Annotated in this window: 39 protein-coding genes; 9 read left to right on the top strand and 30 right to left on the bottom strand. The window is 34.2% G+C overall.

Annotation, left to right across the window (positions count from 1 at the left end; all coding sequences use genetic code 11):
• Positions 1-136 precede the first annotated feature (136 nt).
• The 9 genes from GX497_03520 (at position 137) to GX497_03480 (ending at position 4265) form a co-directional block, all read left to right on the top strand.
• Positions 137-379 carry a hypothetical protein gene (locus tag GX497_03520; protein ID HHY72291.1) on the top strand — a complete coding sequence of 81 codons (243 nt, stop codon included), beginning with the start codon at positions 137-139 and terminating at the stop codon, positions 377-379.
• 56 nt (positions 380-435) lie between these two features.
• Positions 436-768, top strand: coding sequence for a hypothetical protein (locus GX497_03515; protein ID HHY72290.1), 333 nt, complete (start codon positions 436-438; stop codon positions 766-768).
• A 126-nt stretch (positions 769-894) separates the two neighbouring features.
• Positions 895-1149, top strand: a complete 255-nt coding sequence (locus GX497_03510) for a DNA-binding protein (GenBank protein HHY72289.1) — start codon at positions 895-897, stop codon at positions 1147-1149.
• 146 nt (positions 1150-1295) lie between these two features.
• Complete coding sequence (locus tag GX497_03505) at positions 1296-1631, top strand: hypothetical protein (GenBank protein HHY72288.1); 336 nt, start codon at positions 1296-1298, stop codon at positions 1629-1631.
• 289 nt (positions 1632-1920) lie between these two features.
• The gene (locus GX497_03500) at positions 1921-2106 is read left to right on the top strand and encodes a hypothetical protein (protein ID HHY72287.1); all 186 of its coding nucleotides are present in this window, start codon (positions 1921-1923) and stop codon (positions 2104-2106) included.
• Between the two features lie 405 nt (positions 2107-2511).
• Positions 2512-2868 (top strand): hypothetical protein, encoded by a 357-nt coding sequence (locus tag GX497_03495; protein HHY72286.1) that lies wholly within the window; start codon positions 2512-2514, stop codon positions 2866-2868.
• A 46-nt stretch (positions 2869-2914) separates the two neighbouring features.
• Positions 2915-3163 (top strand): hypothetical protein, encoded by a 249-nt coding sequence (locus tag GX497_03490; protein ID HHY72285.1) that lies wholly within the window; start codon positions 2915-2917, stop codon positions 3161-3163.
• Positions 3164-3385: 222 nt separating this feature from the next.
• Positions 3386-3694 (top strand): hypothetical protein, encoded by a 309-nt coding sequence (locus GX497_03485; GenBank protein ID HHY72284.1) that lies wholly within the window; start codon positions 3386-3388, stop codon positions 3692-3694.
• 4 nt (positions 3695-3698) lie between these two features.
• Positions 3699-4265 (top strand): recombinase family protein, encoded by a 567-nt coding sequence (locus GX497_03480; protein HHY72283.1) that lies wholly within the window; start codon positions 3699-3701, stop codon positions 4263-4265.
• On the opposite strand, the gene GX497_03475 is transcribed toward GX497_03480, so the two are convergent.
• The 30 genes from GX497_03475 to GX497_03330 all read right to left on the bottom strand — a co-directional run bounded on the left by GX497_03475 (position 4255) and on the right by GX497_03330 (position 21229).
• Positions 4255-4596, bottom strand: a complete 342-nt coding sequence (locus tag GX497_03475) for a hypothetical protein (GenBank protein HHY72282.1) — start codon at positions 4594-4596, stop codon at positions 4255-4257. The genes GX497_03480 and GX497_03475 overlap by 11 nt on opposite strands.
• A 46-nt stretch (positions 4597-4642) precedes the next feature.
• The gene (locus tag GX497_03470; protein HHY72281.1) at positions 4643-4924 is read right to left on the bottom strand and encodes a hypothetical protein; all 282 of its coding nucleotides are present in this window, start codon (positions 4922-4924) and stop codon (positions 4643-4645) included.
• 39 nt (positions 4925-4963) lie between these two features.
• Positions 4964-5329, bottom strand: a complete 366-nt coding sequence (locus GX497_03465; protein ID HHY72280.1) for a hypothetical protein — start codon at positions 5327-5329, stop codon at positions 4964-4966.
• A gap of 105 nt (positions 5330-5434) precedes the next feature.
• Positions 5435-5776, bottom strand: coding sequence for a hypothetical protein (locus tag GX497_03460; GenBank protein ID HHY72279.1), 342 nt, complete (start codon positions 5774-5776; stop codon positions 5435-5437).
• Positions 5773-6450 carry an ATPase gene (locus GX497_03455; GenBank protein HHY72278.1) on the bottom strand — a complete coding sequence of 226 codons (678 nt, stop codon included), beginning with the start codon at positions 6448-6450 and terminating at the stop codon, positions 5773-5775. The genes GX497_03460 and GX497_03455 overlap by 4 nt, the downstream gene beginning before the upstream one ends.
• On the bottom strand, positions 6450-6797 hold the full coding sequence (locus tag GX497_03450; GenBank protein HHY72277.1) for a hypothetical protein: 348 nt from the start codon (positions 6795-6797) through the stop codon (positions 6450-6452). Before GX497_03450 ends, GX497_03455 begins: the two co-directional genes overlap by 1 nt.
• Before the next feature lie 17 nt (positions 6798-6814).
• On the bottom strand, positions 6815-7072 hold the full coding sequence (locus tag GX497_03445) for a hypothetical protein (protein ID HHY72276.1): 258 nt from the start codon (positions 7070-7072) through the stop codon (positions 6815-6817).
• 2 nt (positions 7073-7074) lie between these two features.
• On the bottom strand, positions 7075-7473 hold the full coding sequence (locus tag GX497_03440) for a hypothetical protein (GenBank protein ID HHY72275.1): 399 nt from the start codon (positions 7471-7473) through the stop codon (positions 7075-7077).
• A 149-nt stretch (positions 7474-7622) separates the two neighbouring features.
• A complete protein-coding gene (locus GX497_03435) occupies positions 7623-7886 on the bottom strand; it encodes a hypothetical protein (protein ID HHY72274.1) in 264 nt (87 codons plus the stop codon).
• A gap of 439 nt (positions 7887-8325) precedes the next feature.
• Positions 8326-8817, bottom strand: coding sequence for a hypothetical protein (locus tag GX497_03430; GenBank protein ID HHY72273.1), 492 nt, complete (start codon positions 8815-8817; stop codon positions 8326-8328).
• Entirely contained in the window at positions 8817-8972 is a 156-nt protein-coding gene (locus tag GX497_03425) for a hypothetical protein (GenBank protein HHY72272.1), read from the bottom strand. The genes GX497_03430 and GX497_03425 overlap by 1 nt, the downstream gene beginning before the upstream one ends.
• The gene (locus GX497_03420) at positions 8969-10675 is read right to left on the bottom strand and encodes a fibronectin type III domain-containing protein (protein HHY72271.1); all 1707 of its coding nucleotides are present in this window, start codon (positions 10673-10675) and stop codon (positions 8969-8971) included. Before GX497_03420 ends, GX497_03425 begins: the two co-directional genes overlap by 4 nt.
• Positions 10676-10688: 13 nt before the next feature.
• Positions 10689-11903, bottom strand: coding sequence for a hypothetical protein (locus GX497_03415; GenBank protein ID HHY72270.1), 1215 nt, complete (start codon positions 11901-11903; stop codon positions 10689-10691).
• 91 nt (positions 11904-11994) lie between these two features.
• Complete coding sequence (locus GX497_03410) at positions 11995-12186, bottom strand: hypothetical protein (GenBank protein ID HHY72269.1); 192 nt, start codon at positions 12184-12186, stop codon at positions 11995-11997.
• A gap of 80 nt (positions 12187-12266) precedes the next feature.
• The gene (locus tag GX497_03405; GenBank protein ID HHY72268.1) at positions 12267-12470 is read right to left on the bottom strand and encodes a hypothetical protein; all 204 of its coding nucleotides are present in this window, start codon (positions 12468-12470) and stop codon (positions 12267-12269) included.
• Between the two features lie 12 nt (positions 12471-12482).
• Positions 12483-12659, bottom strand: a complete 177-nt coding sequence (locus GX497_03400; protein ID HHY72267.1) for a PTS ascorbate transporter subunit IIC — start codon at positions 12657-12659, stop codon at positions 12483-12485.
• A gap of 13 nt (positions 12660-12672) precedes the next feature.
• The gene (locus GX497_03395; protein HHY72266.1) at positions 12673-12957 is read right to left on the bottom strand and encodes a hypothetical protein; all 285 of its coding nucleotides are present in this window, start codon (positions 12955-12957) and stop codon (positions 12673-12675) included.
• Positions 12948-13202 (bottom strand): hypothetical protein, encoded by a 255-nt coding sequence (locus tag GX497_03390; GenBank protein HHY72265.1) that lies wholly within the window; start codon positions 13200-13202, stop codon positions 12948-12950. Before GX497_03390 ends, GX497_03395 begins: the two co-directional genes overlap by 10 nt.
• Positions 13203-13208: 6 nt before the next feature.
• Positions 13209-13523 (bottom strand): hypothetical protein, encoded by a 315-nt coding sequence (locus GX497_03385; GenBank protein ID HHY72264.1) that lies wholly within the window; start codon positions 13521-13523, stop codon positions 13209-13211.
• Positions 13524-13858: 335 nt separating this feature from the next.
• On the bottom strand, positions 13859-14137 hold the full coding sequence (locus GX497_03380) for a hypothetical protein (protein HHY72263.1): 279 nt from the start codon (positions 14135-14137) through the stop codon (positions 13859-13861).
• Complete coding sequence (locus GX497_03375) at positions 14138-14752, bottom strand: conjugal transfer protein TraX (GenBank protein ID HHY72262.1); 615 nt, start codon at positions 14750-14752, stop codon at positions 14138-14140. It lies immediately after the preceding gene.
• A 16-nt stretch (positions 14753-14768) separates the two neighbouring features.
• The gene (locus tag GX497_03370; protein HHY72261.1) at positions 14769-15182 is read right to left on the bottom strand and encodes a hypothetical protein; all 414 of its coding nucleotides are present in this window, start codon (positions 15180-15182) and stop codon (positions 14769-14771) included.
• Between the two features lie 59 nt (positions 15183-15241).
• Positions 15242-16045 (bottom strand): DNA adenine methylase, encoded by an 804-nt coding sequence (locus GX497_03365; GenBank protein HHY72260.1) that lies wholly within the window; start codon positions 16043-16045, stop codon positions 15242-15244.
• Positions 16046-16080: 35 nt separating this feature from the next.
• The gene (locus tag GX497_03360; GenBank protein ID HHY72259.1) at positions 16081-16524 is read right to left on the bottom strand and encodes an adenine methyltransferase; all 444 of its coding nucleotides are present in this window, start codon (positions 16522-16524) and stop codon (positions 16081-16083) included.
• A gap of 199 nt (positions 16525-16723) precedes the next feature.
• The gene (locus GX497_03355) at positions 16724-17467 is read right to left on the bottom strand and encodes a hypothetical protein (GenBank protein HHY72258.1); all 744 of its coding nucleotides are present in this window, start codon (positions 17465-17467) and stop codon (positions 16724-16726) included.
• Positions 17468-17501: 34 nt separating this feature from the next.
• A complete protein-coding gene (locus GX497_03350) occupies positions 17502-17693 on the bottom strand; it encodes a hypothetical protein (protein ID HHY72257.1) in 192 nt (63 codons plus the stop codon).
• 40 nt (positions 17694-17733) lie between these two features.
• Positions 17734-18189, bottom strand: a complete 456-nt coding sequence (locus GX497_03345) for a hypothetical protein (GenBank protein ID HHY72256.1) — start codon at positions 18187-18189, stop codon at positions 17734-17736.
• A 37-nt stretch (positions 18190-18226) separates the two neighbouring features.
• Positions 18227-18373, bottom strand: a complete 147-nt coding sequence (locus tag GX497_03340; GenBank protein ID HHY72255.1) for a hypothetical protein — start codon at positions 18371-18373, stop codon at positions 18227-18229.
• Positions 18374-18462: 89 nt separating this feature from the next.
• Positions 18463-18882 carry a hypothetical protein gene (locus GX497_03335; GenBank protein ID HHY72254.1) on the bottom strand — a complete coding sequence of 140 codons (420 nt, stop codon included), beginning with the start codon at positions 18880-18882 and terminating at the stop codon, positions 18463-18465.
• 1 nt (position 18883) lies between these two features.
• Positions 18884-21229: a DNA primase gene (locus tag GX497_03330; GenBank protein ID HHY72253.1), complete on the bottom strand. Its 2346-nt coding sequence runs from the start codon at positions 21227-21229 to the stop codon at positions 18884-18886.
• Positions 21230-21284 lie beyond the last annotated feature (55 nt).

Here is a 21284-nt window from a genome sequence, read left to right as displayed (position 1 = left end):
AACTGAAGATTATTTTGACATTTAAAAAGCTCTCTAAACCAGTTTTTTTTATTTGTTAAAAATTAACCTTAAAGGGTTTACAAATAACCTTTTAGGGTTTATAATGAGGGTAACAAATAAAAAGGTGGTAATCAAAATGAAAAACACAGTATCAATGATAATTCAAAAATTAGAGTGTGGTAAATCGGAAGTAACATTCACTTGTCAAGGCGATATTTGGGAATGGTTTAAGAAGAAAAACAAGAAAGATAACCATCGCGCATACAACGTTAAACAAGATGTGATTACAAAAGAAAGTCATGATTTTTGTTATGAGACACACCTTAATAAATTTGTAAGACGATACAAAGATTTAGTGGATGAGATTGTAACATTATAAGAGGGGTTCCCCCCCTCCTATAAAATTTTGAATATATAGAAATGGGGTAATGTAAAATGAACTTATATTTAATGATTATTATGGATGTATCATTTATTGTAGTTGCTTACTTTATGTGGAATTTTGTAGTACCCATATTTTTTAAGTTTGACAGTGATGAAAATGAAACACTATCAAAAAAAACAAGCAAAGCGATCGATTTTTTAGAAAAATATAAGATTTTTGAATTAATCATTATTATTTTCGCACTATACATGAAATTATATCTAATAGCTGATTTTATTCAAAAAAATGAAAGTATAATAGAGAAAATAAACCTATTATTAGTCGCAGATATTATTGCCTTAATTATATATTTTAGTTTTAAAAAACAAGAGGATGAATCTTAATCCTCTCTTTTTCATTTACTTAATTTTTTTGATAGCATCCAGAGGGGAAACGAAAAGAAATTTAAACAAACTCAACCTTTTATGGTTTATGAGTTATAATGAAATTAACTATAAATACAGGGGGAAATGATATTGGATAAAGAAATAGATAAGTACATGTCGGTTGCGGAAGCAGCCTACCGTTGGAATGTAAAGAAGGAAACTATTAAAAATAAACTTAAACCAGCGTTCCCTGTAGCCTGGGAACAAACAGAAGCCATGATTGAACAAGGATTACTAAAATATTTTCAACATCCAGAAGGAAAATATAAAGAATGGACCATAAGCTCAGCTGCTATGGAAAAATGGTTTGGTCCTGAAAAAAATAATTTTAAACGTTAGCTCGCTAAATGCGGGCTTTTTTTTATTTGACATTGTTTGTCGAAAAGAAATTTTGAAAATTACATTAAAACGTGTATACAATTACACTAAAACGTGTATAATAAGAGTATAAGATAAATTATTAAAAAAAGGGAGGGCGAACAGAAATGAGCAAAGAAATAGTAATCAAAGTGTGGAAAGAAATGCCTCGTCGCTCTAACAATTACACAACAATCAGCAACTACAACAGCGAAAATTTAGAAATCGTAGTCGAAGAAAGTTTCGACGATAAAGAAAAACTAAAAGAAATTGGTGCTAAATTTGATAAATCCAAAAAAGCTTGGGTTTTCATCGTGGGGAAAGACATGAACAAAATAAAAGAAACTGTCGATAAATTAGTTAACGCTGTTACTATCTCAGTAAGCGAAAGAACTTTTGAACAATTAAACAAAGTCGGCTTACCGGCTACCGTTGTTGTAAAAGAACTTAAAGTAGAATATTAAAAACAGAGCGCATACAGCGCTCCTGAAAGGAGATAAAATGGATATTTGGGAAAGTGTTTTAGAAGAAAGAATTGATAAGTATAAAAAATTAATCGCTGCGAACAAAGAGCAAATCGAAGTAGCGAAAGCTACATCTGAATTGATAGCTGGTTACGACAGCGAAAAAAGAATTAAAGATATTGAGCAAACAATTGAAACAGAGAAGTGGGTACTTGATGAACTTAGATCTACTTTAAACGAAATCAAAGATGAGCTTCAGTACGAGAATGTCAGGACATTAGAAGCAGTTATGACAACTCAAGAAGCTGAAGAAAAATGGGGGCTTACTCCTGGATTCGTGCGCCAGTCTATCACCCGTGGAAAACTAAAAAGCCGCACAGGGGTAAGGAAATCAGGAAAGACTTGGCTTGTAACCGCGAAAACTATGATTGAAGTATATGGAGAAGAGCCGAAAAGCGATGATTCTAATGACTAAAATCATCTGCGCTGCCAGCGATTGCAACAACCGTTTCGAACCGAAGATAGCATTTCAAAAATACTGCTCTGACAAATGCAAGTGGCGTGAAAACAAACGCCGCTTGTACAAAAAGAGAGCAAAGAAAGGGCTTTGTCCCCAGTGCGGCGGTGAAATGAATGTTGCTATATCACCGTTTAAAAGTAAAGTGAGTGCTAGTTATTGTAAGAAATGCCAAGACTACTTTAAAGAGCATTACGAATCTACAAAATAAAAAAGAGTATCTGGCGGGGCATATTCAAAGTCATTAAAGACTTTAAACAAAGATTAAAATAATCTTCCAATCCCCTAGTAGATACTCTTTGTAAAGACTATTATGTAGCTAATATATCTATTTTTAATTAAAAAGTAAAGGGGAAATGAGAAATGTTTAAAAATTTAGAAATGAACAAAAAAGATGCAAGAAGTTTAATAAAACAATTAGGTCTTATTATCACTCTTGAAAAATCAAGTCCTATGTACAAAATTGAGCAAAATGCAGATTACGAATTTGCTGTGAGAACAGAAAGTTATAAAACAATCGGCTACTATTACGAATATCAATTTTGCGAAACATCTTTTTTCAGTAGTCCGACATTTTCAGCAGTTATTGATGCAATTATCAATAACAAGAAATTCGAAATTTCACCAGAAGGATTTTTACGAATAGAAAATAGAAATCATTGCTTTGACTTTGATTTATTTAAAGAATTTAAAAAACGTTATGACCTAGTAACCGCTTAATAACGATTACCAACTACAAAATTACAAAATAAAGGGGCAATGAGAAATGAATATTATCAAAACAATTGAAAACTGGGTAGGAAACAATGCTAGAATGACAAATATAGAACATCATCAACACAAACTGGAAGATGTCTACAAAACTTGGACTTTCAATACAGACAACGGCGAAGAAGTTGTTAACGAGTATCAAACAGAAAATAATTCATCTGTTTTTGTTAAACAGATTGACGGAAATACACCAGATTGGAACGACAGAAACCAAGTAATAGAACTTTTTTGTAAAATCGTTTAAAGATAACAATATTACCCCTCACTCAAACGAGTAGAGGGGCATTTTTATTCCCGTAAACGACCATTTTATAAACTTTTAGAAATTTGGTTATATAGAATGAAAAACAAATTTAAAATAGGCCCAAAAACCTTTACCAAATCAAAGTTCCTAATAGATTTCAATTACCCCTTTTTGGTATAATTAAATAAGAACATTCATTCTTAATTAATGGAGATGATGACTTTGGCGAAATGCATAAAATGTGGTAGGGAACAATATGAAATGACCGATTATTTGAATGATGATAGTGTTTGTATTCCATGTTCGTATTTTGTTGTTTTAAGCGATGAAGATTACTACGGAACTCATCCAAATAGCAATGAAGATGATATTTCTGCCATTGTTTCGGTTACATTATCTTTGAATAAGATTAGAAGAATTATAGAATGGCATGGTTTTGTTGAAGTTGAAGGATTTGATAAATCAATAGATAAAAATATTTTGGAGAATTTAATCAAAACCCTATATCAACATTTATTAACAAAGGAGTGATTACATGATTTTCGGCTATGCCCGCGTTAGCACCCAAGACCAAAAACTAGAAATGCAGATCGATGCACTAGAAAAGTACGGATGTTGGCGAATTTTCGAAGAAAAGATAACAGGAACGCGCAAAGATCGCCCCCAGCTGGAGGAAATGTTTAACTACCTTCGACCTGGTGACAAAGTTGTAGTTTATAAGTTGGATCGCATAAGTAGAAGCACGAAACATTTAATAGAGTTGATGGAATATTTTCAGCAAAACCAAATTGACTTTGTATCAATACACGAAAATATTGATACTTCAACGGCTATGGGTAAATTTATTTTTAAAATAATGGCTAGTATTGCCGAATTAGATAGAGATATTATCAGTGAGCGTACAAAAAGCGGTCTGGAAGCTGCAAGAGCTAGAGGAAGGAATGGTGGGCGACCTAAAAAGAGTCCTAAAAAACTTGAAATGGCATACAGAATGTACGATAGTAAAGAATATTCTATTAAAGAAATATCTGAAGCTACTGGAATCGGGAAAACCACGTTTTACAGATATTTAAACGAAAGAAAAGAGGCTGCTATAAACTAGCATCCTCTTTTACTTGTTTTTTATTAATCATTGATTCAATTAATTTTCCGATTCCTAAAAATAGCACTCTGAATATTAACACAATAGCAAGCATTGTAAATGCTAATATAATATATATTTGAACCGATGAACTTACTACAGCGTCAATTGTAAATGCAATAAATTTTTCATCAATATTGATGTTTAATACATCTTTTAAAGTAAAGATGGTTGTTAAACCGCCTACAGCCCCACCAAATAAAAAATACAACATCAAGATAATTTTATCAAAGACAAAACGAAGCTCATCAAAATTAAATAAAAATTTGATTCGTTCTTTCCATTTTTTCATAATACACCTCCAAAGACATCTATTCTGGCTTTCGTTATTTTTTTGTTTATCTTCTCCCAAACCTTTTATATTTGCTTGCATTCCAAGCCATACTTACGCTATCCCTTCTAGTCCATTTTTTTTCACCTGTTTTCCAATCGTTTTTCATAAAGTCTTTTCTATATTGTTCCCTAATCACTAAAGTCTTTAGAAAAAACATAATTTCTTTAGAGAACATTAAAGCAATTCCCAAAAGTACAAATGGGCTGACAATCATGATTAAATTCATTGATGCTTTAAGTAGTTCATTCACATTAAACGACAATGTTAAACCTGAAAAATCAATCATTTTAAAAACTCCAATTCGAATTTTAAATTTATTTTTGTATTAACTAGCAGCCAATTTGTTTGTTTTCATCTGAATACTTTCTAATATTGCCATAAGTTTAATTGTTTCGTGTTTTAACTTATCCTTGTTATTCTCTTTCTTGTTAAGCTCATTCACATAGAAATTTATAAAGCTATGCAGCATTGTAAATTTTTCAGCTGCTAAGCTAATATCATAAAAGTCCTGTTCAATTTCTTCATTTTTCATTAAATCCTCTAAAACTTTAATAACAGATAAATAGTCAGTATATTTTTCTTCCCAATCACCTTTATATGTCTTTTTAAAGCCCTTTTTAATGCTTTTTTTCATTAAACTTATATGAGTAAAAAGTACAGCCAATTCTTCGCTTGATAAAGTTAATTTCACAGGAAAAACCTCCTCTTATTTTCGCTTCTATGGGCTATTTCGAAACAAATTAATAAAAAGGGTCTAGAACATTGAAAAATCTTACTATAAGCCTTTAAATGCGTTTTACGCTGATTCGTTTAATTCTTCTAAATATCTTTCTAGTTTTTGTCGTTCACTTTCAGTTAATTCGTTTTCACGCATCATAAAAAATGTGTAGTTCCCAACTTTTATTTTACGATTCATTTCAGTAAATTTTGCCTTGCGCTGCCAGTGCATGCAGCTGGTAGGCAGCAAGAAAAAGCCGTTTTTATTTGCAACTTCTTCAGCTGCTTTTAGAGCATAATAGTAGTTGTATTCATTCATAATTTTTGCATATTTAACAATCGGAAAGTTTGGAAAATGATACGGTAAACTACGAGGATCGTTCTCTGAAAACTTTTTAGGAACAACAGAAATGTTCATCATATTACCGACACCTCGTTTTTTTCATCCATTCTTGCTTCATAAATAACTTTCCCACGGGCTTGATTATGAATTTCTTCAAGTTTTTCAAAAAAATCTTTAGCCTGTCTAGGTGTTTCCGGCAGTGGAAAACCTTGCACCATTGCATACGAATCATACAATTCAAGCTGAAAGATTTTATTTACTTTCCATTGAGGTATAAATTGTGTATGCAAGTACTTGCCGTTTGCCCCGAATTGCTTCGCTTGATAGTCGTAAAAATCAAATGCTATTCCTTTTTTACCATTACTCCTTGCGTTTATAAGCACTTCGACCACTTGCCTAATACGCGAATCAACATTCAATATCGAGGGACTTGCATAAAACTGTACACTTTTCATTTTCCGGACGAACATTAATAATTGAGTGGCATAAACTTGTGTTGCTTTTAATGCTTGTCTACTGTCAAAGGCCATTTGTGCTTCATCCCAGCAGCAAATACTACCTTGCGCTTTTGCCACTTCGTACCAGTCTGTATAGTGATCCATTTGGTGAGCATCTTTCATCTCGTAATTACTAAAAAGTTTTATTTCTCCACCTTGCTGTCTAACTCGTTCTCTCCAATGATGTGCGAGTAGTGTCATTAAAAATGTTTTTCCAGTTCCTAGACCACCTTGTACAAATACGTGAAAAGGCATTACCGTTTGCCCCCTTTCTCCATCTTCTCAGCCATAATAATAGGCTTAGGCGGTTTTGGAATTAACGCTTCAATTACGTCAATATAGAATCCCGGTTCAGCAACGAGAACTTTACCTTCCATGATAAATTTGATGATGCCGTCATACGGATTTTTATCACCATGCAAATATTTGTTTTCTCCCATTTGTCTCAGCAGGAGGATCGCCCGAATTTGCTCAGATCGTAGCTCCTGCGCTTTTGTTTTCATTTCTTCTAGTACTTGCTTTACATCTGAAATATGCTGCACTTCTGGAAATAAATTATCTGTTATAACTGATTGGAGTTTATCAGCGTTTGAATTTTGCATTTAACTGTACAACCCCTTTACTTTTCAAAGTTAATTTCGTTAGAATCGATTTCTCCGGCACTTATAAAACATTCAACCGCTGCATTAACTTTATTTTTTAAACGATCAAGTGTTGGATGTTCAAATACGTCCTCGTATCTAGCAAAGTCTTCCATTGAATCCACAATTCCCTTAATCTCAAAGAGCAAATATCCGACCATTTGTTCTTTTTTAAATTTAAAATTTAGTTCCACTTCGGAACTTGGAAATAGTCTTTGGTCTATGTTTTTATTCATGATTAAGCTCCTCCTGAGCAACTTGATATTCCAAAAACAATAAATGCTAACATGATTGTGATGATTAAAAATAGTTTTGTTAAATCTCCTTTTTGCGTATCTTCGACAGGTTTATAATTTGTAATTTGAGTCAAGACAATTGATTTTTCTAATTGTGCAAGTCGTTTCGTTTCTTCCACCATTTGCGACGGTGCCCTGTAAAAGAAATTCCGGCCCTCATCGCTGTTTGTAATTTCACAATCTAGAATTGGCACATTATATTTACCTGTTACAATAGCACTTTCTTCCGTAAATTCATTAATCCTATGAATCTCGCTAGTCTTTTTCTCATCGTCAAAAATTATGAGAATATCATTTGTCTCAGGAAAGATTTCATCTTTTTTCTTACGATTAAAAAACATGTACTACACCTCACACAATAGATTTATTTTTCATCGCTTTTCTTTTACTTCGCTTAACGAGCTGCCAGCCGATAAAGACTGTTGTTCCAATCCCAAGCGAAATCCCTAGTCCGAACAAATACATGTACATAAAAACATCTTCCATGTCCTCACCACCATTTCACTCCTTCTTTTATTGCGTAATAAATTCTCATGGCTGATCTAAATATCAACAGACCTCCAAGCGTTGTGATCATTAGTAGTAAACTTGTAATGACCAATTGCCAACTCGCGGGCAAATCTCCAAATATTTTAAAATACTGTCCAATGTTCAAACCCTGTGCTGTTACTAATCTTACATCCGCAAGCTTTTTCTTTGCTAAATCCAAAAAAGTGATAACAGGACAAAAAATATCGTCAACCCAATTTTTAATAGGATTATCCCAGCGCGGATTTCCACATGCATTCTTTTTGACTGGTGGCGGGTCAGGATTTGGCGGTGGCAAACTAGGTGTTGAAAAATATTCTTTTGATCCGTCACCGTATTCAGCCGATGTATACCAAACCATTGTTTGGTTTCCACCGCTTTTTATCTCCAGTTCTACAGATTTAGTACTATTTCCCGAAAATGATAATGATTTAGTACTGTCACTAGAAGCGATTTCCGTGCTATGTTTAATTCCATTTGTGTAAACGTCGATTGTTGTATCGTTAGAATTTGCTATAAAACTAACTTTATTTATACCACTTGCATCTTGAACACTAGCCCTTGATCCATTACCGACAGCAAAATAGTTTAAATCCGCCGATGCTGTCAAAGAAGTCACGGTTAAAAATAAAATTAATACCAAAGCAATTGTTTTTTTATACAAATCAATCTCCTCCCACTCTAATAGAGGAAATTAACTTCATTGCTGTTATGACCCACACGAACCAAATTAAAAACAACAATACATAAGCAATGACATTAAGCTGTAAATTTGTCGTTGCAACCGTTACAAGCTTTCCTAGCATGTCACTGTATCCATTTCCACCACTAGAACTAGATACATAAAACAAACTTGCTAACGTTTTTGCAAATCCAACAAAAATAGCTACAATTAATTTTCCAAGTTCAAAAAATATTGCAAATATCTTAACCGCAACGACACCTATTTTATATAAAAAGTAAAAAATCCCTTCAATTAGCATGTAGATTGTTCTAAAAAAAGCAACTAAAATATCAATCAGTTTTTGGAACACGGCCTTGATAAATCTAGCAAGCCATTCAAAAGCTTGCCAGATTAAATCAAAAAGACGTTTGAACATGTCGCTAATTAACCCGGCCCCCAACACAGGAACAAACATTAAACTCATCCAAAACATCAATTCCACCTGCGTTTCACAACGGCATCATAAATCAAACCAACCAACCTATCTCCAAACAACACCACCATTAGCAGAAACAAAGCAGGAGTCAAATATGCAAAAATACTACCAAATACAACTTCTATTACCGCTTGTAATATTTGTGTATTCATAGACGATACTTACCCCCTTTATACTTTGCTAGTACTCCTTTTAAAAAACGTATAATCCGAGGAGCAAAGCGAATTGCTAATGCTAATAATATAAATGGTCCTACCCATGTAATTAGTGCCATAACTGTTTTTAAAAGTTCATTAGCGGTAAAACTGTCAGGGATATTGACACCGACAGATCCACCGCCTCCTCCGTTATTCACAGGAGGATTTGACGGCTTTCCTTCCTTTCCGTCCTCAGCGATTGCAACCAGTTTCACTTTTGGCTTGCCCAAAAAGTCATACACCATATCAGTAGCAGGAATTACATATTCTTTCAAACTAGCATCAACAATTTTATATTCCTTGTTATCTACTAAAATCTTAACCTTTCCTTTTGTTGGGCTTGTCCATGTTAGCTTGAAGTCACCATTTTCTTCTTTCTCAATTTTTCCTCCTCCCATTTCCGGAAGTGGCTCAGCTAAAGTAGTTGCCTGAATGATTACACCTTCAGACTCAGCTCCTGCGATATTTTCGGTCGTTAACTTATAACCGTATGTTGTAGATGGCTCAACTGTTAAGTCATTCCAAAACGTGCCGTTTGTTTCAAACATTGGGTCAAAATCCGGTCCTGTTTCCGCAGCTAAAACAACTTTACCAATTAACAATTCCTCAAACTTACTTGACTGACTTACTGCCGTTGGTGTGTGAACTTGTTCAGTACGTCTGTAAATTTTTACATGATGGAAAAATTCACTCTCAGGGTTTTTCCACGATAAGTTGATTCTGTCGTGTTTTGTAGTTGCATTTAGTTTTTGAACTTCTGGAACAAGTGGAACATCGTCTGTTGAAACTACAATAGATATTCCTTCTGTTTCATTTCCCTTTGCATCAACGGCTTTTATTGTAAATTTATACTTCTGTGAGTGATTTAAATCTTTAAATGTATATGTTTCATTTGTAAAGTTTTCTTTTATTAAATTTCCGTCTTGATAAATATTCAAATGTGAAAAGTTTGACTCTGATGGATTTTTCCATGATAAGGTTATTTCTTTATATGTTGTATTTAATAGTGATAAATCTCTTATATCAGATAAAATAATTATTTGTTCTGTTGATAAAACATATGGATTTGACAAAGAACCTTTGCCAGATTTAAATAATCCGGCTTCAAGATAAAAAGTAGGACGAACACCATTTGTACCGTTAGCTTGAGTACCGTGGAACCCACCACTTATTCCTACTACCCAAAGAACTGGGAAAGTTAAACCGCTCCTCGGTGTAAGAGTCCAAATAGCAACCTTATCTCTTACAGATGGACCTATCAAACTTATATATTTATTTGCTTCAGAATAAGAAACCATTCCGATTTTTGCGTCAACCACTATAGATTTTTCGTTTTTTTCAATACCAATAAACCAAGAATGAGTTTTTACGTAATTTGATAAATCGCCTAAATTATTTAAAAAAGTATTATTTAAATAGTTTGCAATATTATTATTATTACTTGGGTTATATTTAGTATTATTATTTGTATCAAAGGCTCTATTTTCTAACATAAAATCCGCAAACATGTAATCCGCCTCAGGATCCAGCACAATAAACCTATACCCATTCAGCTTTACATAATCCCCCTGCTTAAATCCATAATTACTCGCGCTTGCTGCTACTGGCATAACAGCAAGCATCAGTACAGCAGCAAGTACTACACTTAATTTCTTCATCTTCTCACTTCCTTTACACCCCATCCGGATTCTCCGGATGAGTCTTATATTTCATCGAAGCATCAGGCCCCTCATTTCCAGGCACTGGTGCATCTCCCCCTCCTCCCGGTGTCGGTGGCCCCACTGGTTCTACATCAGGCTGTGGTGGATACGGCATATATGGATGCAGCTCCACAATTGGCGGTTTTGGTATCACTGATTCCGGTTTACCTTTGTCCCATTCCCCCGCGTCTGTTTCCCCAGGAATCGGAAATTTTTTCGGAGGTTTCGGCAATGCCTCAACCGGATTCACGATGTTAAAGCCACCCGTTGGATCGTCCCTAAACGGAATCTCAGGAGCCTCTCTTTCCAAGTCATCTAATGTAAAGCCAGCATCAGTTAAATCAGGATTCTCAATAAATTCTGGAAATTCGTTTTCAAATCCATACGTATCTGGTAAGTCTGGAAAAGCAGGCGCATCAGGCAAACTTGGAGGGGTTCCCACAATTTCATTTCTAAAAGTCTCCGTTTGATTAATTATGGCATCTTCAATGTCTCTCGTTTGTCTGCGTATCGCCTGTTCAATTGTTGGAATGCCTGAAATTATTTCATCAATTTTCCCCATGTAATCATCCCATTTTGGGCATTCGAATACCGCACAACCATCGCATAATGGTGGCAAATCTCCGCCATCGTCTGGCGGTGGATAATCTCCCCCACCCGGCGGCGGGTCTTCTCCATCCGGTGGTGGATTTCCTCCGCCACCTTGATAATCAGGACATTCGGGATTAATCAATGATAAATAACCGCTGCAAGGATCTTCGACTTCGTCCCCACCCCCTCCCGGTGGTGGATCTCCTCCAGGTGGTGGATTTTCACCACTATTACGACTACAGTTAGGCCCTTCATTTACTATTTGCGTGGTAGTAAAATTATAAGTCGCTATTACTGTGTCATTAGACTTGTGAAAAGTAACTGTAACGTTTGCATTACACTCTATATAGAGATTAGGATAGTTTTGTCCAGGAACTGTATATTTATCATCTGAAATAACGTTACCGTTCTTTGTTAATTTTGCTTTAAAATATGCGATTTCTGTTCTTGGAGTTAAATCTAGTGAAACTTTGTATCTATCATTGTGTATCTCATATTCTGTAAATCTTAAATCCCACGCATACGATTTCATGGGATTCAATATATAAACTAAGCTAACAACCAACGTTATTAAAAAACTCAGCTTTTTAATCAATTAACTCACCACACGGTCAATATAGTAAAAAAGAGAGCAAATTTTAGCCCTCTTTTCTAATAATTAAATTGTTTTCGTTCGCAATCCTGTATTAAGCAGACTTACGTCCAAGAATTGCACCTTTGATAAAGTTGACAATACGTGGGGCAAATCCAATTGCAATACCTAATAAAACAAATGCTGCAACAAGACCGATTAACCCCATTGAACTGTTCAATAAATCATTGGCACTAAACGGCATCGTTACTCCTGAAAAGTCAATTGCTGCACCTAAAATTGGCATGAAAAATTCCTCCCTAGATTTTAAAATTTTGTTTTTTTATTATTACTAGCTATTGCTATCAAAATGATATCAACAGCTAGTTAATACCGATAAACGTCATAATCATCATCGTCTTTGTCTTTGTCATTACTAAAGGCACTTTTGATGACTCCTATTATTCTTCCAACTACTTCAGCTGCAATAAAAATCATGACTATTGGCGCGACTAAGAACAAAAACCATTTTACGTAATACCAAAAATCTGCAAGTCTTGCTCCAGTAAAAAACGTCTGAAATTCGGGCATTCATAACGCCCCCTAATTTTTATTTCTAACAGCTCTTACAATAACGAAAATCAATAAACCTACTGCGGAAATAGCAACACTTAACATAACAAAAGGACCCGCAACTCCCATCAAAAATCCGAAAGTTCCCCAGAAAAATGACCAATCAAAAACATTTCCCATATTTGCTGGAACTGATAATAAATACATTGGTCATTCACCCCTAACGAAACTTTCTGTAAATTTCAATGGTTGTTAAACTTAAAGCTATAAATATTGAAAACGCTGTTAGCGTTACAATCACATCTGGATTACCAAGAATGATTTTAAATGCCTCTGCAACAAGACCACCAACTTCATCAGGTAGCATATAAGGCTCAATAATATTGATATTTTCATATTCATCTAATAGCTTAGACATTGGATTTAAAGAATCAAAGTCAACATCGTGAGTTATCCCACTATCTATAATGTCAACTTGTTCAGTATTTTCAGTATTTATCTCCATCTTGACAACCCCTTAACGATGCTATTTACAATCATTAGCGCAAGTGGAAATATAACAATACAAGCTAAAATTATTACTATATAAGTAAACAAAACATCTTTAGGACTACCAGCCAGTATTTCATATTGTGATAAAAGCTGGTCAATTGCATCTAGCATTTCTTGTGATTTCTCAACAGCATCATCAGTTAAGTCTATATTTTCATCAAAAGAGGCAGGGATTTCTTGAATTTCTGTATCATCCACAGTTTTTTACCTCCTTATGAATCTTTCGATAACGAAGAAAATCAGTACTAATAGTAAAAGAGTTGAAGTAACAACGTCACCTAACGTCATTTCATGTATTACATTTATTTTTCCATGTTCGGTTTTGAAAACAGTTATCGTTTTATTAACCTCTTGAACCTTCAATGGTTGTTTATTGAAATTATCTATAGTTAAAGGTTGGTCATCTGGATTCTGAATGATTATCGAACCATTCTCAATATTTTCGATTTTCACTGGCTTCTCGATTTTATCGACAGTTACAGTACCAGGCATTTCTATAGTTGTTTCCTCATCTTGCATGTTTTTCACCTGCTTTATGAGAACGTATATTTTGTTTTAGTGTATAATTACTTCGAATTTTCTGAAAGTGCCAAAAAAAATTTGGCATAAATCCATATATAACTTTTTTTTCAAAAAATCGTTTTTCAAAAATTATTTTTTTTTGAAAAACAAAAATTTGAAACATCATTTTTTTAAAGGGGTTGATATGAGATATATCATCGAAATTACGAAATTATAATTCGCTCAAAAAGTATAAGGAATGTTCTTTCAAACCTTATCGCGCGTTAATTAAAATAGATATAAATATATCATTAAAACGCGATACGTATGTGAACAAAAAAACAAATATATAATTATATATTTGTCATGGATGGGTGTATATTTTTTTTCTTTTGTTTTAAATATTGAATCCATTTTTTTATATCCTCTTTCTTATACCCTTTTTGCTTTAATTCATTAGGAAAATTATCATAATTTAAATACCAGGCTTGCAAAGTGAAAACCGCTTCTACTTTTTTTCCTAAAGGATATATATGTACTGTTTTCTTAGTTGAATGATCCTTGTATCCGCAGTATTCTGTTAGATAAACATATTCATTGTCCCTTGACCTTACAAACGATAGAAAAGCCACTTACAGTCCCCCTTTAAAAAATAATTGAATTAAAACTAATAACGCTAAATGAGCTGGATAGAATGATCTGTAAAACAATCTATTCACTTTGATTTTTTTTAGCTTGTCCCTATTTAAAATAATCAAAGTCGCAATAACACTAAATGGCTGCAACCACCACCCGAACATGACAAGATAAAATAAATCAAGACACAAATGAGCTGCTAAAATGCTATATCCCTTGAAAAATTTAAAAATCAAAACTAATAAGATGGCATAGGCTCCGTAATCGCTAAAAAATTGTGTAAATAAAGCAATTATAATAATCAATGAATATTTTTCTCTGTAATCGCTATCCAGAATCTTTAATATCAGAATACAAAGTAAAAATGTAAAAATTACGTTCAACCGGAATAATGATAAAAACATAAATGGAATTTGAGACAACACAGCAAGCCACAGAAGCCGTTTTTGATAGTTTTTGATGTTCCTAGTATAAAAGTAACCTTGAACGATTCCCCATGCGTACAGGGGGAAAGCAAGCCGACCTAGGATTCTAAAAAAAGGATCATCGGGGAAAAACACAACCCCGATGTGGTCAATTAGCATGGAAAGCATAGCGATTATTTCAATCATCTTGTTACTTGCCTCCTCATTTTATTTCTTCAATTTTTTCAATTTTGAAAAAGTTAGGCTTGTTTTTAGTTTCCTTTAGCCATTCATTTAAAGCGTTATTCAATCTTTCTTCTAAGATATTGCAATCTTCCTTACTAACATTTTCTAAATAGCTTTCTGCAACTTCTCCTACCTCATCATAAGCATGTTCAGCAATTTGTTCTAAAACATGTTCAGCATTAATACCAGGTGAAAAACAAGTGATTTGACCGACATAAAATACTTTATTTTCGATTTCACTGTCAAACTCAGTTCCGATTTCATCTTCAAATATCTCTTCAAAGTTGGCTTTTCCATAAGAGATAGCATCTTCTTTTGTCTCAAATTCATCTAAACTGTTCCAGATTCCATCTTCATTCCAATTAATAAGCCATTTTCCTTCTTTACTCAATGTTTATTCACTCCTTCGAAATATTGATCCAGTGGCTCTTATGGTCGAAATGTGCAGCATTAGAACAAGCTAAGTTGCTTAATTTCATAGTTCATTAACAACATTTCTTCTGATGAATTATTGTGGCCGTTAACTACTTGCCTTACCGCTTTGAATGTCTCTTTGTTCCAGCTCGAGTACAATTGATTTAAAAGTGGATGCTCGTAATAAGATAAAATAACATTTCCTTGCACCTTATGAAGTAATTCTGCTAAATCATAATGTAATTGCAACGGATTCTTTTTATCTTCTTCTGTGAGCTTATAACGCTTTTCTCTGTCAATATAAGGCGGGTCAACATAAAACAATGTTGTTGGCGAATCATACACTCTTACAATCTCTCGAAAATCACGATTATCAATCATCACTGTACTCATTCGTTTTGCAAAACTTTCTATCAGCTGACAAGCAGATTGATATGTTCTAGCTGTGTTATGTTCCCTGCTATGTCGCCATCCAGTGTTATAGTCTGCATTTCCTTTAGCGATTCCAGAACGATTGATATAAAAAAATCTAACTGCACATTCAAATTCATCTTGTGGCCACGGCTCACGTTTCCATTTTTCATATAAAGCTCGGCTATACGGTAATGATTCGCAAGCTTTAGTTAATTTTTCAGGTTCAACTCGAGCAACTAATAAAAAGTTAACAACAACATCGTCAATATCGTTATACACTTCATTTGTGATTGGAGCCTTTTGAGCAATTACATGAGCAGCACCTCCAAAAAGCTCTACATAACAATCATGTGGTGGCATTTTACTTATAATATGACTGGCTACTCTTGACTTTCCTCCAAACCAAATTAATGGTGATCTTGTCATTCTCAAACCTCCGATCTGGTCGAAATGCGACATAACTAAATCGCAATTACTGTATTTACTTTTGCTTGTTTTCCAAATATAACAATCGCACTCGGAAACGGTGCTGAATTTTTACTGTATCCAAACTTTAAACGACCTTTAACAAGTCTAATTTCACCTTTCATACAGTATTCGTGCCACCACTTTGTGTCTGTTCTTGCAGGAAGTAAACATACGACTGTAGCGCCTTTCAAAGATGATTCGTAAGCTTTTTTCACCCATTTACCTATTTCTCTACCATAAGGTGGATTCATCCAACAAACACCTTTCCATTCCTGTTTTAATCCATCCGTTTCCTCGGTAAAATACTGATCACACTTATGATTTTCAGAATTAGCGCATACATCTAATTCAAAATGAAATTCGTCATTCATCTTGTCGAAAAAATCTTGTGGAGTAGCCCATAAATCTGTATTACTAGTAAATAAACCATTATTAATACTCAACTATTTCACCTTCTCTCTTAGTACATATCATTTATCAATCTTCTAGTTCAAAACCGCTCACAGTATGACCTTCATCAAGATAAGACAATGCTTTTCCTTTTTTTGTTGTTACTAAAATAATTTCCTTTGTTTCTTTTTCTTGGACAATATATACCGTTTTCATAATTAACATCCTTTCTGGTCGAAGTGCGCACTATTCCCATGTAGGCTCAGGCTTATTTTTAGGCTTCACTTCGTCCGTTTCATAATCAGAATCAATAATAAGACTTGTGTAATTTTGCTTTAATTTCATCAACAGAATTTCAAATTCACCTAAATTTCTTAATGAATTTAAGTCATGAATAGAATCATAATCAATTATCCATTTTTCTTTTTTGATTTTTTTCCATCGATGAATATTAATTTCAAAATTCATATCTTCATCATGGTCACACTCAAATACCAATACTGCTCGTTCAATTTCGCTCCATGATCTTTCGTTGTTATAGTCGATTTCCATTCTTACTTCTACGTTTTCGTAAGTTGGCTCATCGTTATAACAAACTTCAAGACCATTCGTTTCTACATATTTTGCAACATATTTCTTCCAACGTTCAAATAGTTCTGTCACTTTTATGTCTTTGTCTTCCTCTGGAATCATCAATTTTTTGAAGTTATCAAGAAGTTTTTTATTTTCCAATGCTGAACTTTTTAATACGTCAACTAATACAGAATCTAATTTTGTGATGTATCGGCTATAATCATAGCTTTCGAGATAAGGAATCATCACAGATTTAACTTGCTTTTCAATTACCTTTGTTACGTCACCATAAGTACCAAGCAAATCTTTAAGTGCATTTTTCACACCATTTTCTAATTGCTCTGCAATTAGCTTCTCAACGAATCCTTCTTCTAACTTTTTAGTAATGACATCTTTAATACTGTTTTCTAAGTTCATATTTACCTCTCCTTTTACTTTACAGTTTGGATCTTTAACTAACTTCATAACCGTGTGTTAATGCTTTAATTAATACTTCTAACGGCAATCCGTTAAGTCCACAAGCTTCACCTTTCCAGCCGTTCGGCCCTAAAGTGTGAAGCCTGACTATCATCTCTTTACTACGGTAAGCAACTTCACTTTCTAATGATTCCGCTTGTTCTTTTGTTAAAATTACTTTTGACATATTTTTCACCATTTCCCAGATGAAAGTTTCGAAAGGCGAACTACACTTCTTTCAATATATCTTCTGCCTTTATCGAAATTTCACTTACAAATGCGTTGAATTGATTGCATAAATGTGACATTCTATACAGTCTGTGTTCGTCACCACCTGTTGGAAAATCTAATATGCAAAGCACCTCTGGATAAACAAATGTTTCTTTATTTACTTCCCAATAAGTTTCTAACCTTGTAAACCAATACTCATATGTTTTTACGAACAAGTCTAAATCTTGTTCATTTTTAATTAAAAACAGTTTGTATTCATGTTTATGCCTAAGATTAAGCATGGATGGAAAATCTGCCTTTGTTTTAATTCCTAATTCTGTTTCAACCCTTTTTTCGAGGCTTTCTTGCCCCAGTTCCATTTCATGGCAAATGCAATTATCCTCGTTATCAAACTCTGTTCCATCATCAGCTATATACACCGTTTTAATAATTTCCCTTGTTTCTACTTTCATTTTCATCGCTCCTTGCTTCGCAATTTTTATCAAATGTTTAACTAGCATTTTTTAAATATGCTGCTTTCAATATTGATTTCATCACTTCAAAGTCTGATAGAGATTCATATAAAAGCTCAACAGCTTCATCCCTGGTGATTCCATATTCGTTCATAAAATGATTAACTAATGTTTCCATCATCATTCACCCTTTTCATTTTCTAATGACTCACCTAAAACAAAAACAAGGCGCAAAATCAAAGCGATAAATATCGATGCCAACAAATAATACACCTACCCAGCCCTCCTTTTCTTTTTCAGCCAATCTACAAAATTAGCAGCCTCTCGGTAAGCATCCTCAAAGTCAACATCACGACGTAAAAACTTAATCTTATAAGGTTTACTATCACCAGTTCCATAATTTGCTCTCCAGGACGTTGTAGATCCTTCTGGATTTCTTTCGATAAAGAGAAAGGCCCCCAAGCCATAACGATATTCGTATAACATACCAAACTCGTAAACTAGAAATCCTTTTTTTTGTGCTGCATCATTCTCTTTTAGTCTTTTAATCAATTGTTGTTTATTTTTTTTAATAAATTGCTTGAGTTCTGGTGTTAAAACACCTTGTTCATATATAAGATTTAATGTATTCTTTTCTTTTACCTCAATTTGTATATTTTTGTTATACATTTCTTTTAGAAGTTGATTTAACATACTAAATCTCCTCCTCAATTACATTGGAAGTTACTTTTTGATTAAAAGTTACCCTAAGTTGCTCATTTTCCCCCAACGTCCCAAATTTTTTATTATATGGGGGGATACCTGAATCTAGGTAACTTTGGGTAACTGGGTAACTTTTAGGTAACTCATCTTTATATAATTCAATAATACCGATACCAAAAAAGAAACTCCTGTTCCCGGTGCTTTTACGTTTAGAAAAGCCCCTCATCGCTAATCTTGACGAAAAAGAACGTAACTTTAGCGGATATTCGCTATTTTCCTCAGCCCATTCTAAATAACGTTTATGTAAATCTTTCACTTGAACTTTAGCTTGTGGAAGAATTACACAGCATTCATCAAGAAAATTAGACAATAAGTCCATTTCGTCCTTATATTCATCCGTAGCGTTCTTTACTTCATCTGGCTCTCCAAGACCTTCTGCTTGCCATTTCAGGAAGCCTTCAACCGCCCATCGAAAAATTCCGGGAAGTTCAGATTGTAGTTTTTCAGGAAGATGCTTGTCCACTTCTTCTTTTGGAATCGTCACAGTGAAGGGAATTAGCCTAATCCTCCTCCAAATCCCTTCATCATCTCCCTTTACGATGGGTTTGTAATTCGTCGTAAAAAAAATCTTAAACTCAGGTGTAAACTCAAAAAACTCTTTTCGTAAAAAACGAGCCATAATCGGCTCACCGCCTGTGAGCTGCTTTATCAGCGATTCAGAAAGCTTTTGCCCGTCCTCACTCTCAACAGCAGAAACAAACCTAGATCCTACTAATCTAGCAATATCGTTATTAATTCCGCCTCCTTCATTTCCTTTGCTCGTAAACGTGTCAGAATTTGTTTGCTTACCATAGTCACCAAGGAGCTCTTTAATTATATTAATGAAAGTTGATTTTCCATTTCTTCCTGTTCCCCACAAGAAGAAAACAACTTGTTCACTTATATCTCCAGAAAGTGTGTACCCAATTGCTTTTTGTAAAAATTTAATCAATTCATCTTTTACGTTACCTTCTTCATCTTTCATGACGCTTTCAAGGAATGAATTCCATGTTGGACATGATGCTTGTGGATCGTAGTGTATATGTGTGTTTTTGCTCATGAAGTATGTACGATCGTGTGGTATTAGTTCTCCTGTCCGTAAATCAACGACACCATTCGAACAATTTAATAAATATTTATTTGTGTTTAGCTCATCTTGTGAAATAGGCAGAATAGCTTTTGCCCTGTCGATAGAGTTTAAAAAAACTGATGAACGTTCACTCGATTGCGCCCATTTGACTAAGTTTTTTCTTGTATCCTCATTTCTCTCTTTTGATGCTTCTATATACATTTCACGAAAAGTCTTGATTGCTATACGTTCAATCTGTTTTTTCTTATCTTCAATCCATGTGCTGCCATTCCAGATCATCCATTCTTCAAATTCAACGCAATATCGCAAGTCATCACCATTTCGATGAACAAGCCTTTCCGCGTTCCCCATTTCAGTTAAATTGAAGTTTGGTTTGTCAACCAAAGGTGGAGATGCAACTTCTGGAGAAGCCCCACCACCTGAAAAACTGTAATTCGTTCCACTTGGTTGTTTTTTTAAAGCACTTTTTAAAGTCGGCTCAAATTCTCGTGGTTCTAATGGTGGAAAGAAAAAGGTTTGATTCGTAAAATTGCAAATTTTTAATATATCAACATGAGAATAGCCGAATTCAATTAAACGACATGCATGTTTATATAATGCATTGTTTCGACCATCAACCCCTTCTTGGCACGGAATCGGAAACGGTCTACCGTCTTTGTCAAGTTTTTTTAATCTGTTAAAATATATGGGCATTTCATCAAGTTCACAGTCGGAAATATGAATCCATTCACGCCCATTTGTATTGATACTAGGAAGTACAACTTGCCCTCTTCCGGCAAGACGATAATCACCTACACAACCACAGGCCATAAGAACCACTGCATCTTGTCCAGTAATCATATTGGACGATTTAAAAAAGAATTGAAAACCACGCACAGTTTTGATCGCATGGAAGTTAAATTTTTCTCTCAACAATGCTTTATATATAAAACGCCCTTCATTAACATCATCAATATCTACAACGTCATAACCATTTGGAATGACAAGGCCCGTCCATCCCTTTTTGTTTAACCATTCAGCAGCTTCACCTTCGTTAAGCCCTGGCTTTTCAAAGTTTTGCCAATCTTTCATAAAAGGGCGCTTGGCAGCGTTATATTTTTTGTGAGCATCTTGCTCACTGTTTTGTTTGGAATATCCTAGTAATCGAATAATCTTAATCGTGTCAGCTGATGGAAATAAACTTCCATAGTCTATTTCTCTTTCAATCATTGCTGCTTCTGGCATACCCTCACCCCGCATTTACAAACTTTCGAATTTTGATATA

The organism is Bacillus sp. (in: firmicutes), from assembly GCA_012842745.1.
GTDB lineage: Bacteria > Bacillota > Bacilli > Bacillales > Bacillaceae_J > Schinkia.
Note: the sequence above shows the minus strand (reverse complement) of the source record. Positions and strands in the feature narration are given on the sequence as shown.

Coding starts and splice junctions, on each gene's coding strand:
- GX497_03340 (HHY72255.1), bottom strand. CDS start 18,373: ATGATGATGGAAACATTAGTTAATCATTTTATGAACGAATATGGAATC.
- GX497_03515 (HHY72290.1), top strand. CDS start 436: ATGAACTTATATTTAATGATTATTATGGATGTATCATTTATTGTAGTT.
- GX497_03385 (HHY72264.1), bottom strand. CDS start 13,523: ATGCAAGATGAGGAAACAACTATAGAAATGCCTGGTACTGTAACTGTC.
- GX497_03475 (HHY72282.1), bottom strand. CDS start 4,596: ATGAAAAAATGGAAAGAACGAATCAAATTTTTATTTAATTTTGATGAG.
- GX497_03480 (HHY72283.1), top strand. CDS start 3,699: ATGATTTTCGGCTATGCCCGCGTTAGCACCCAAGACCAAAAACTAGAA.
- GX497_03430 (HHY72273.1), bottom strand. CDS start 8,817: ATGTTTTGGATGAGTTTAATGTTTGTTCCTGTGTTGGGGGCCGGGTTA.
- GX497_03450 (HHY72277.1), bottom strand. CDS start 6,797: ATGCAAAATTCAAACGCTGATAAACTCCAATCAGTTATAACAGATAAT.
- GX497_03355 (HHY72258.1), bottom strand. CDS start 17,467: ATGAACTTAGAAAACAGTATTAAAGATGTCATTACTAAAAAGTTAGAA.
- GX497_03395 (HHY72266.1), bottom strand. CDS start 12,957: ATGGAGATAAATACTGAAAATACTGAACAAGTTGACATTATAGATAGT.
- GX497_03330 (HHY72253.1), bottom strand. CDS start 21,229: ATGATTGAAAGAGAAATAGACTATGGAAGTTTATTTCCATCAGCTGAC.
- GX497_03470 (HHY72281.1), bottom strand. CDS start 4,924: ATGATTGATTTTTCAGGTTTAACATTGTCGTTTAATGTGAATGAACTA.
- GX497_03345 (HHY72256.1), bottom strand. CDS start 18,189: ATGAAAGTAGAAACAAGGGAAATTATTAAAACGGTGTATATAGCTGAT.
- GX497_03520 (HHY72291.1), top strand. CDS start 137: ATGAAAAACACAGTATCAATGATAATTCAAAAATTAGAGTGTGGTAAA.
- GX497_03365 (HHY72260.1), bottom strand. CDS start 16,045: ATGACAAGATCACCATTAATTTGGTTTGGAGGAAAGTCAAGAGTAGCC.
- GX497_03420 (HHY72271.1), bottom strand. CDS start 10,675: ATGAAGAAATTAAGTGTAGTACTTGCTGCTGTACTGATGCTTGCTGTT.
- GX497_03500 (HHY72287.1), top strand. CDS start 1,921: ATGACAACTCAAGAAGCTGAAGAAAAATGGGGGCTTACTCCTGGATTC.
- GX497_03400 (HHY72267.1), bottom strand. CDS start 12,659: ATGTATTTATTATCAGTTCCAGCAAATATGGGAAATGTTTTTGATTGG.
- GX497_03490 (HHY72285.1), top strand. CDS start 2,915: ATGAATATTATCAAAACAATTGAAAACTGGGTAGGAAACAATGCTAGA.
- GX497_03350 (HHY72257.1), bottom strand. CDS start 17,693: ATGTCAAAAGTAATTTTAACAAAAGAACAAGCGGAATCATTAGAAAGT.
- GX497_03505 (HHY72288.1), top strand. CDS start 1,296: ATGAGCAAAGAAATAGTAATCAAAGTGTGGAAAGAAATGCCTCGTCGC.
- GX497_03510 (HHY72289.1), top strand. CDS start 895: ATGATATTGGATAAAGAAATAGATAAGTACATGTCGGTTGCGGAAGCA.
- GX497_03410 (HHY72269.1), bottom strand. CDS start 12,186: ATGCCAATTTTAGGTGCAGCAATTGACTTTTCAGGAGTAACGATGCCG.
- GX497_03460 (HHY72279.1), bottom strand. CDS start 5,776: ATGATGAACATTTCTGTTGTTCCTAAAAAGTTTTCAGAGAACGATCCT.
- GX497_03440 (HHY72275.1), bottom strand. CDS start 7,473: ATGTTTTTTAATCGTAAGAAAAAAGATGAAATCTTTCCTGAGACAAAT.
- GX497_03335 (HHY72254.1), bottom strand. CDS start 18,882: ATGTTAAATCAACTTCTAAAAGAAATGTATAACAAAAATATACAAATT.
- GX497_03495 (HHY72286.1), top strand. CDS start 2,512: ATGTTTAAAAATTTAGAAATGAACAAAAAAGATGCAAGAAGTTTAATA.
- GX497_03375 (HHY72262.1), bottom strand. CDS start 14,752: ATGATTGAAATAATCGCTATGCTTTCCATGCTAATTGACCACATCGGG.
- GX497_03455 (HHY72278.1), bottom strand. CDS start 6,450: ATGCCTTTTCACGTATTTGTACAAGGTGGTCTAGGAACTGGAAAAACA.
- GX497_03425 (HHY72272.1), bottom strand. CDS start 8,972: ATGAATACACAAATATTACAAGCGGTAATAGAAGTTGTATTTGGTAGT.
- GX497_03445 (HHY72276.1), bottom strand. CDS start 7,072: ATGAATAAAAACATAGACCAAAGACTATTTCCAAGTTCCGAAGTGGAA.
- GX497_03405 (HHY72268.1), bottom strand. CDS start 12,470: ATGCCCGAATTTCAGACGTTTTTTACTGGAGCAAGACTTGCAGATTTT.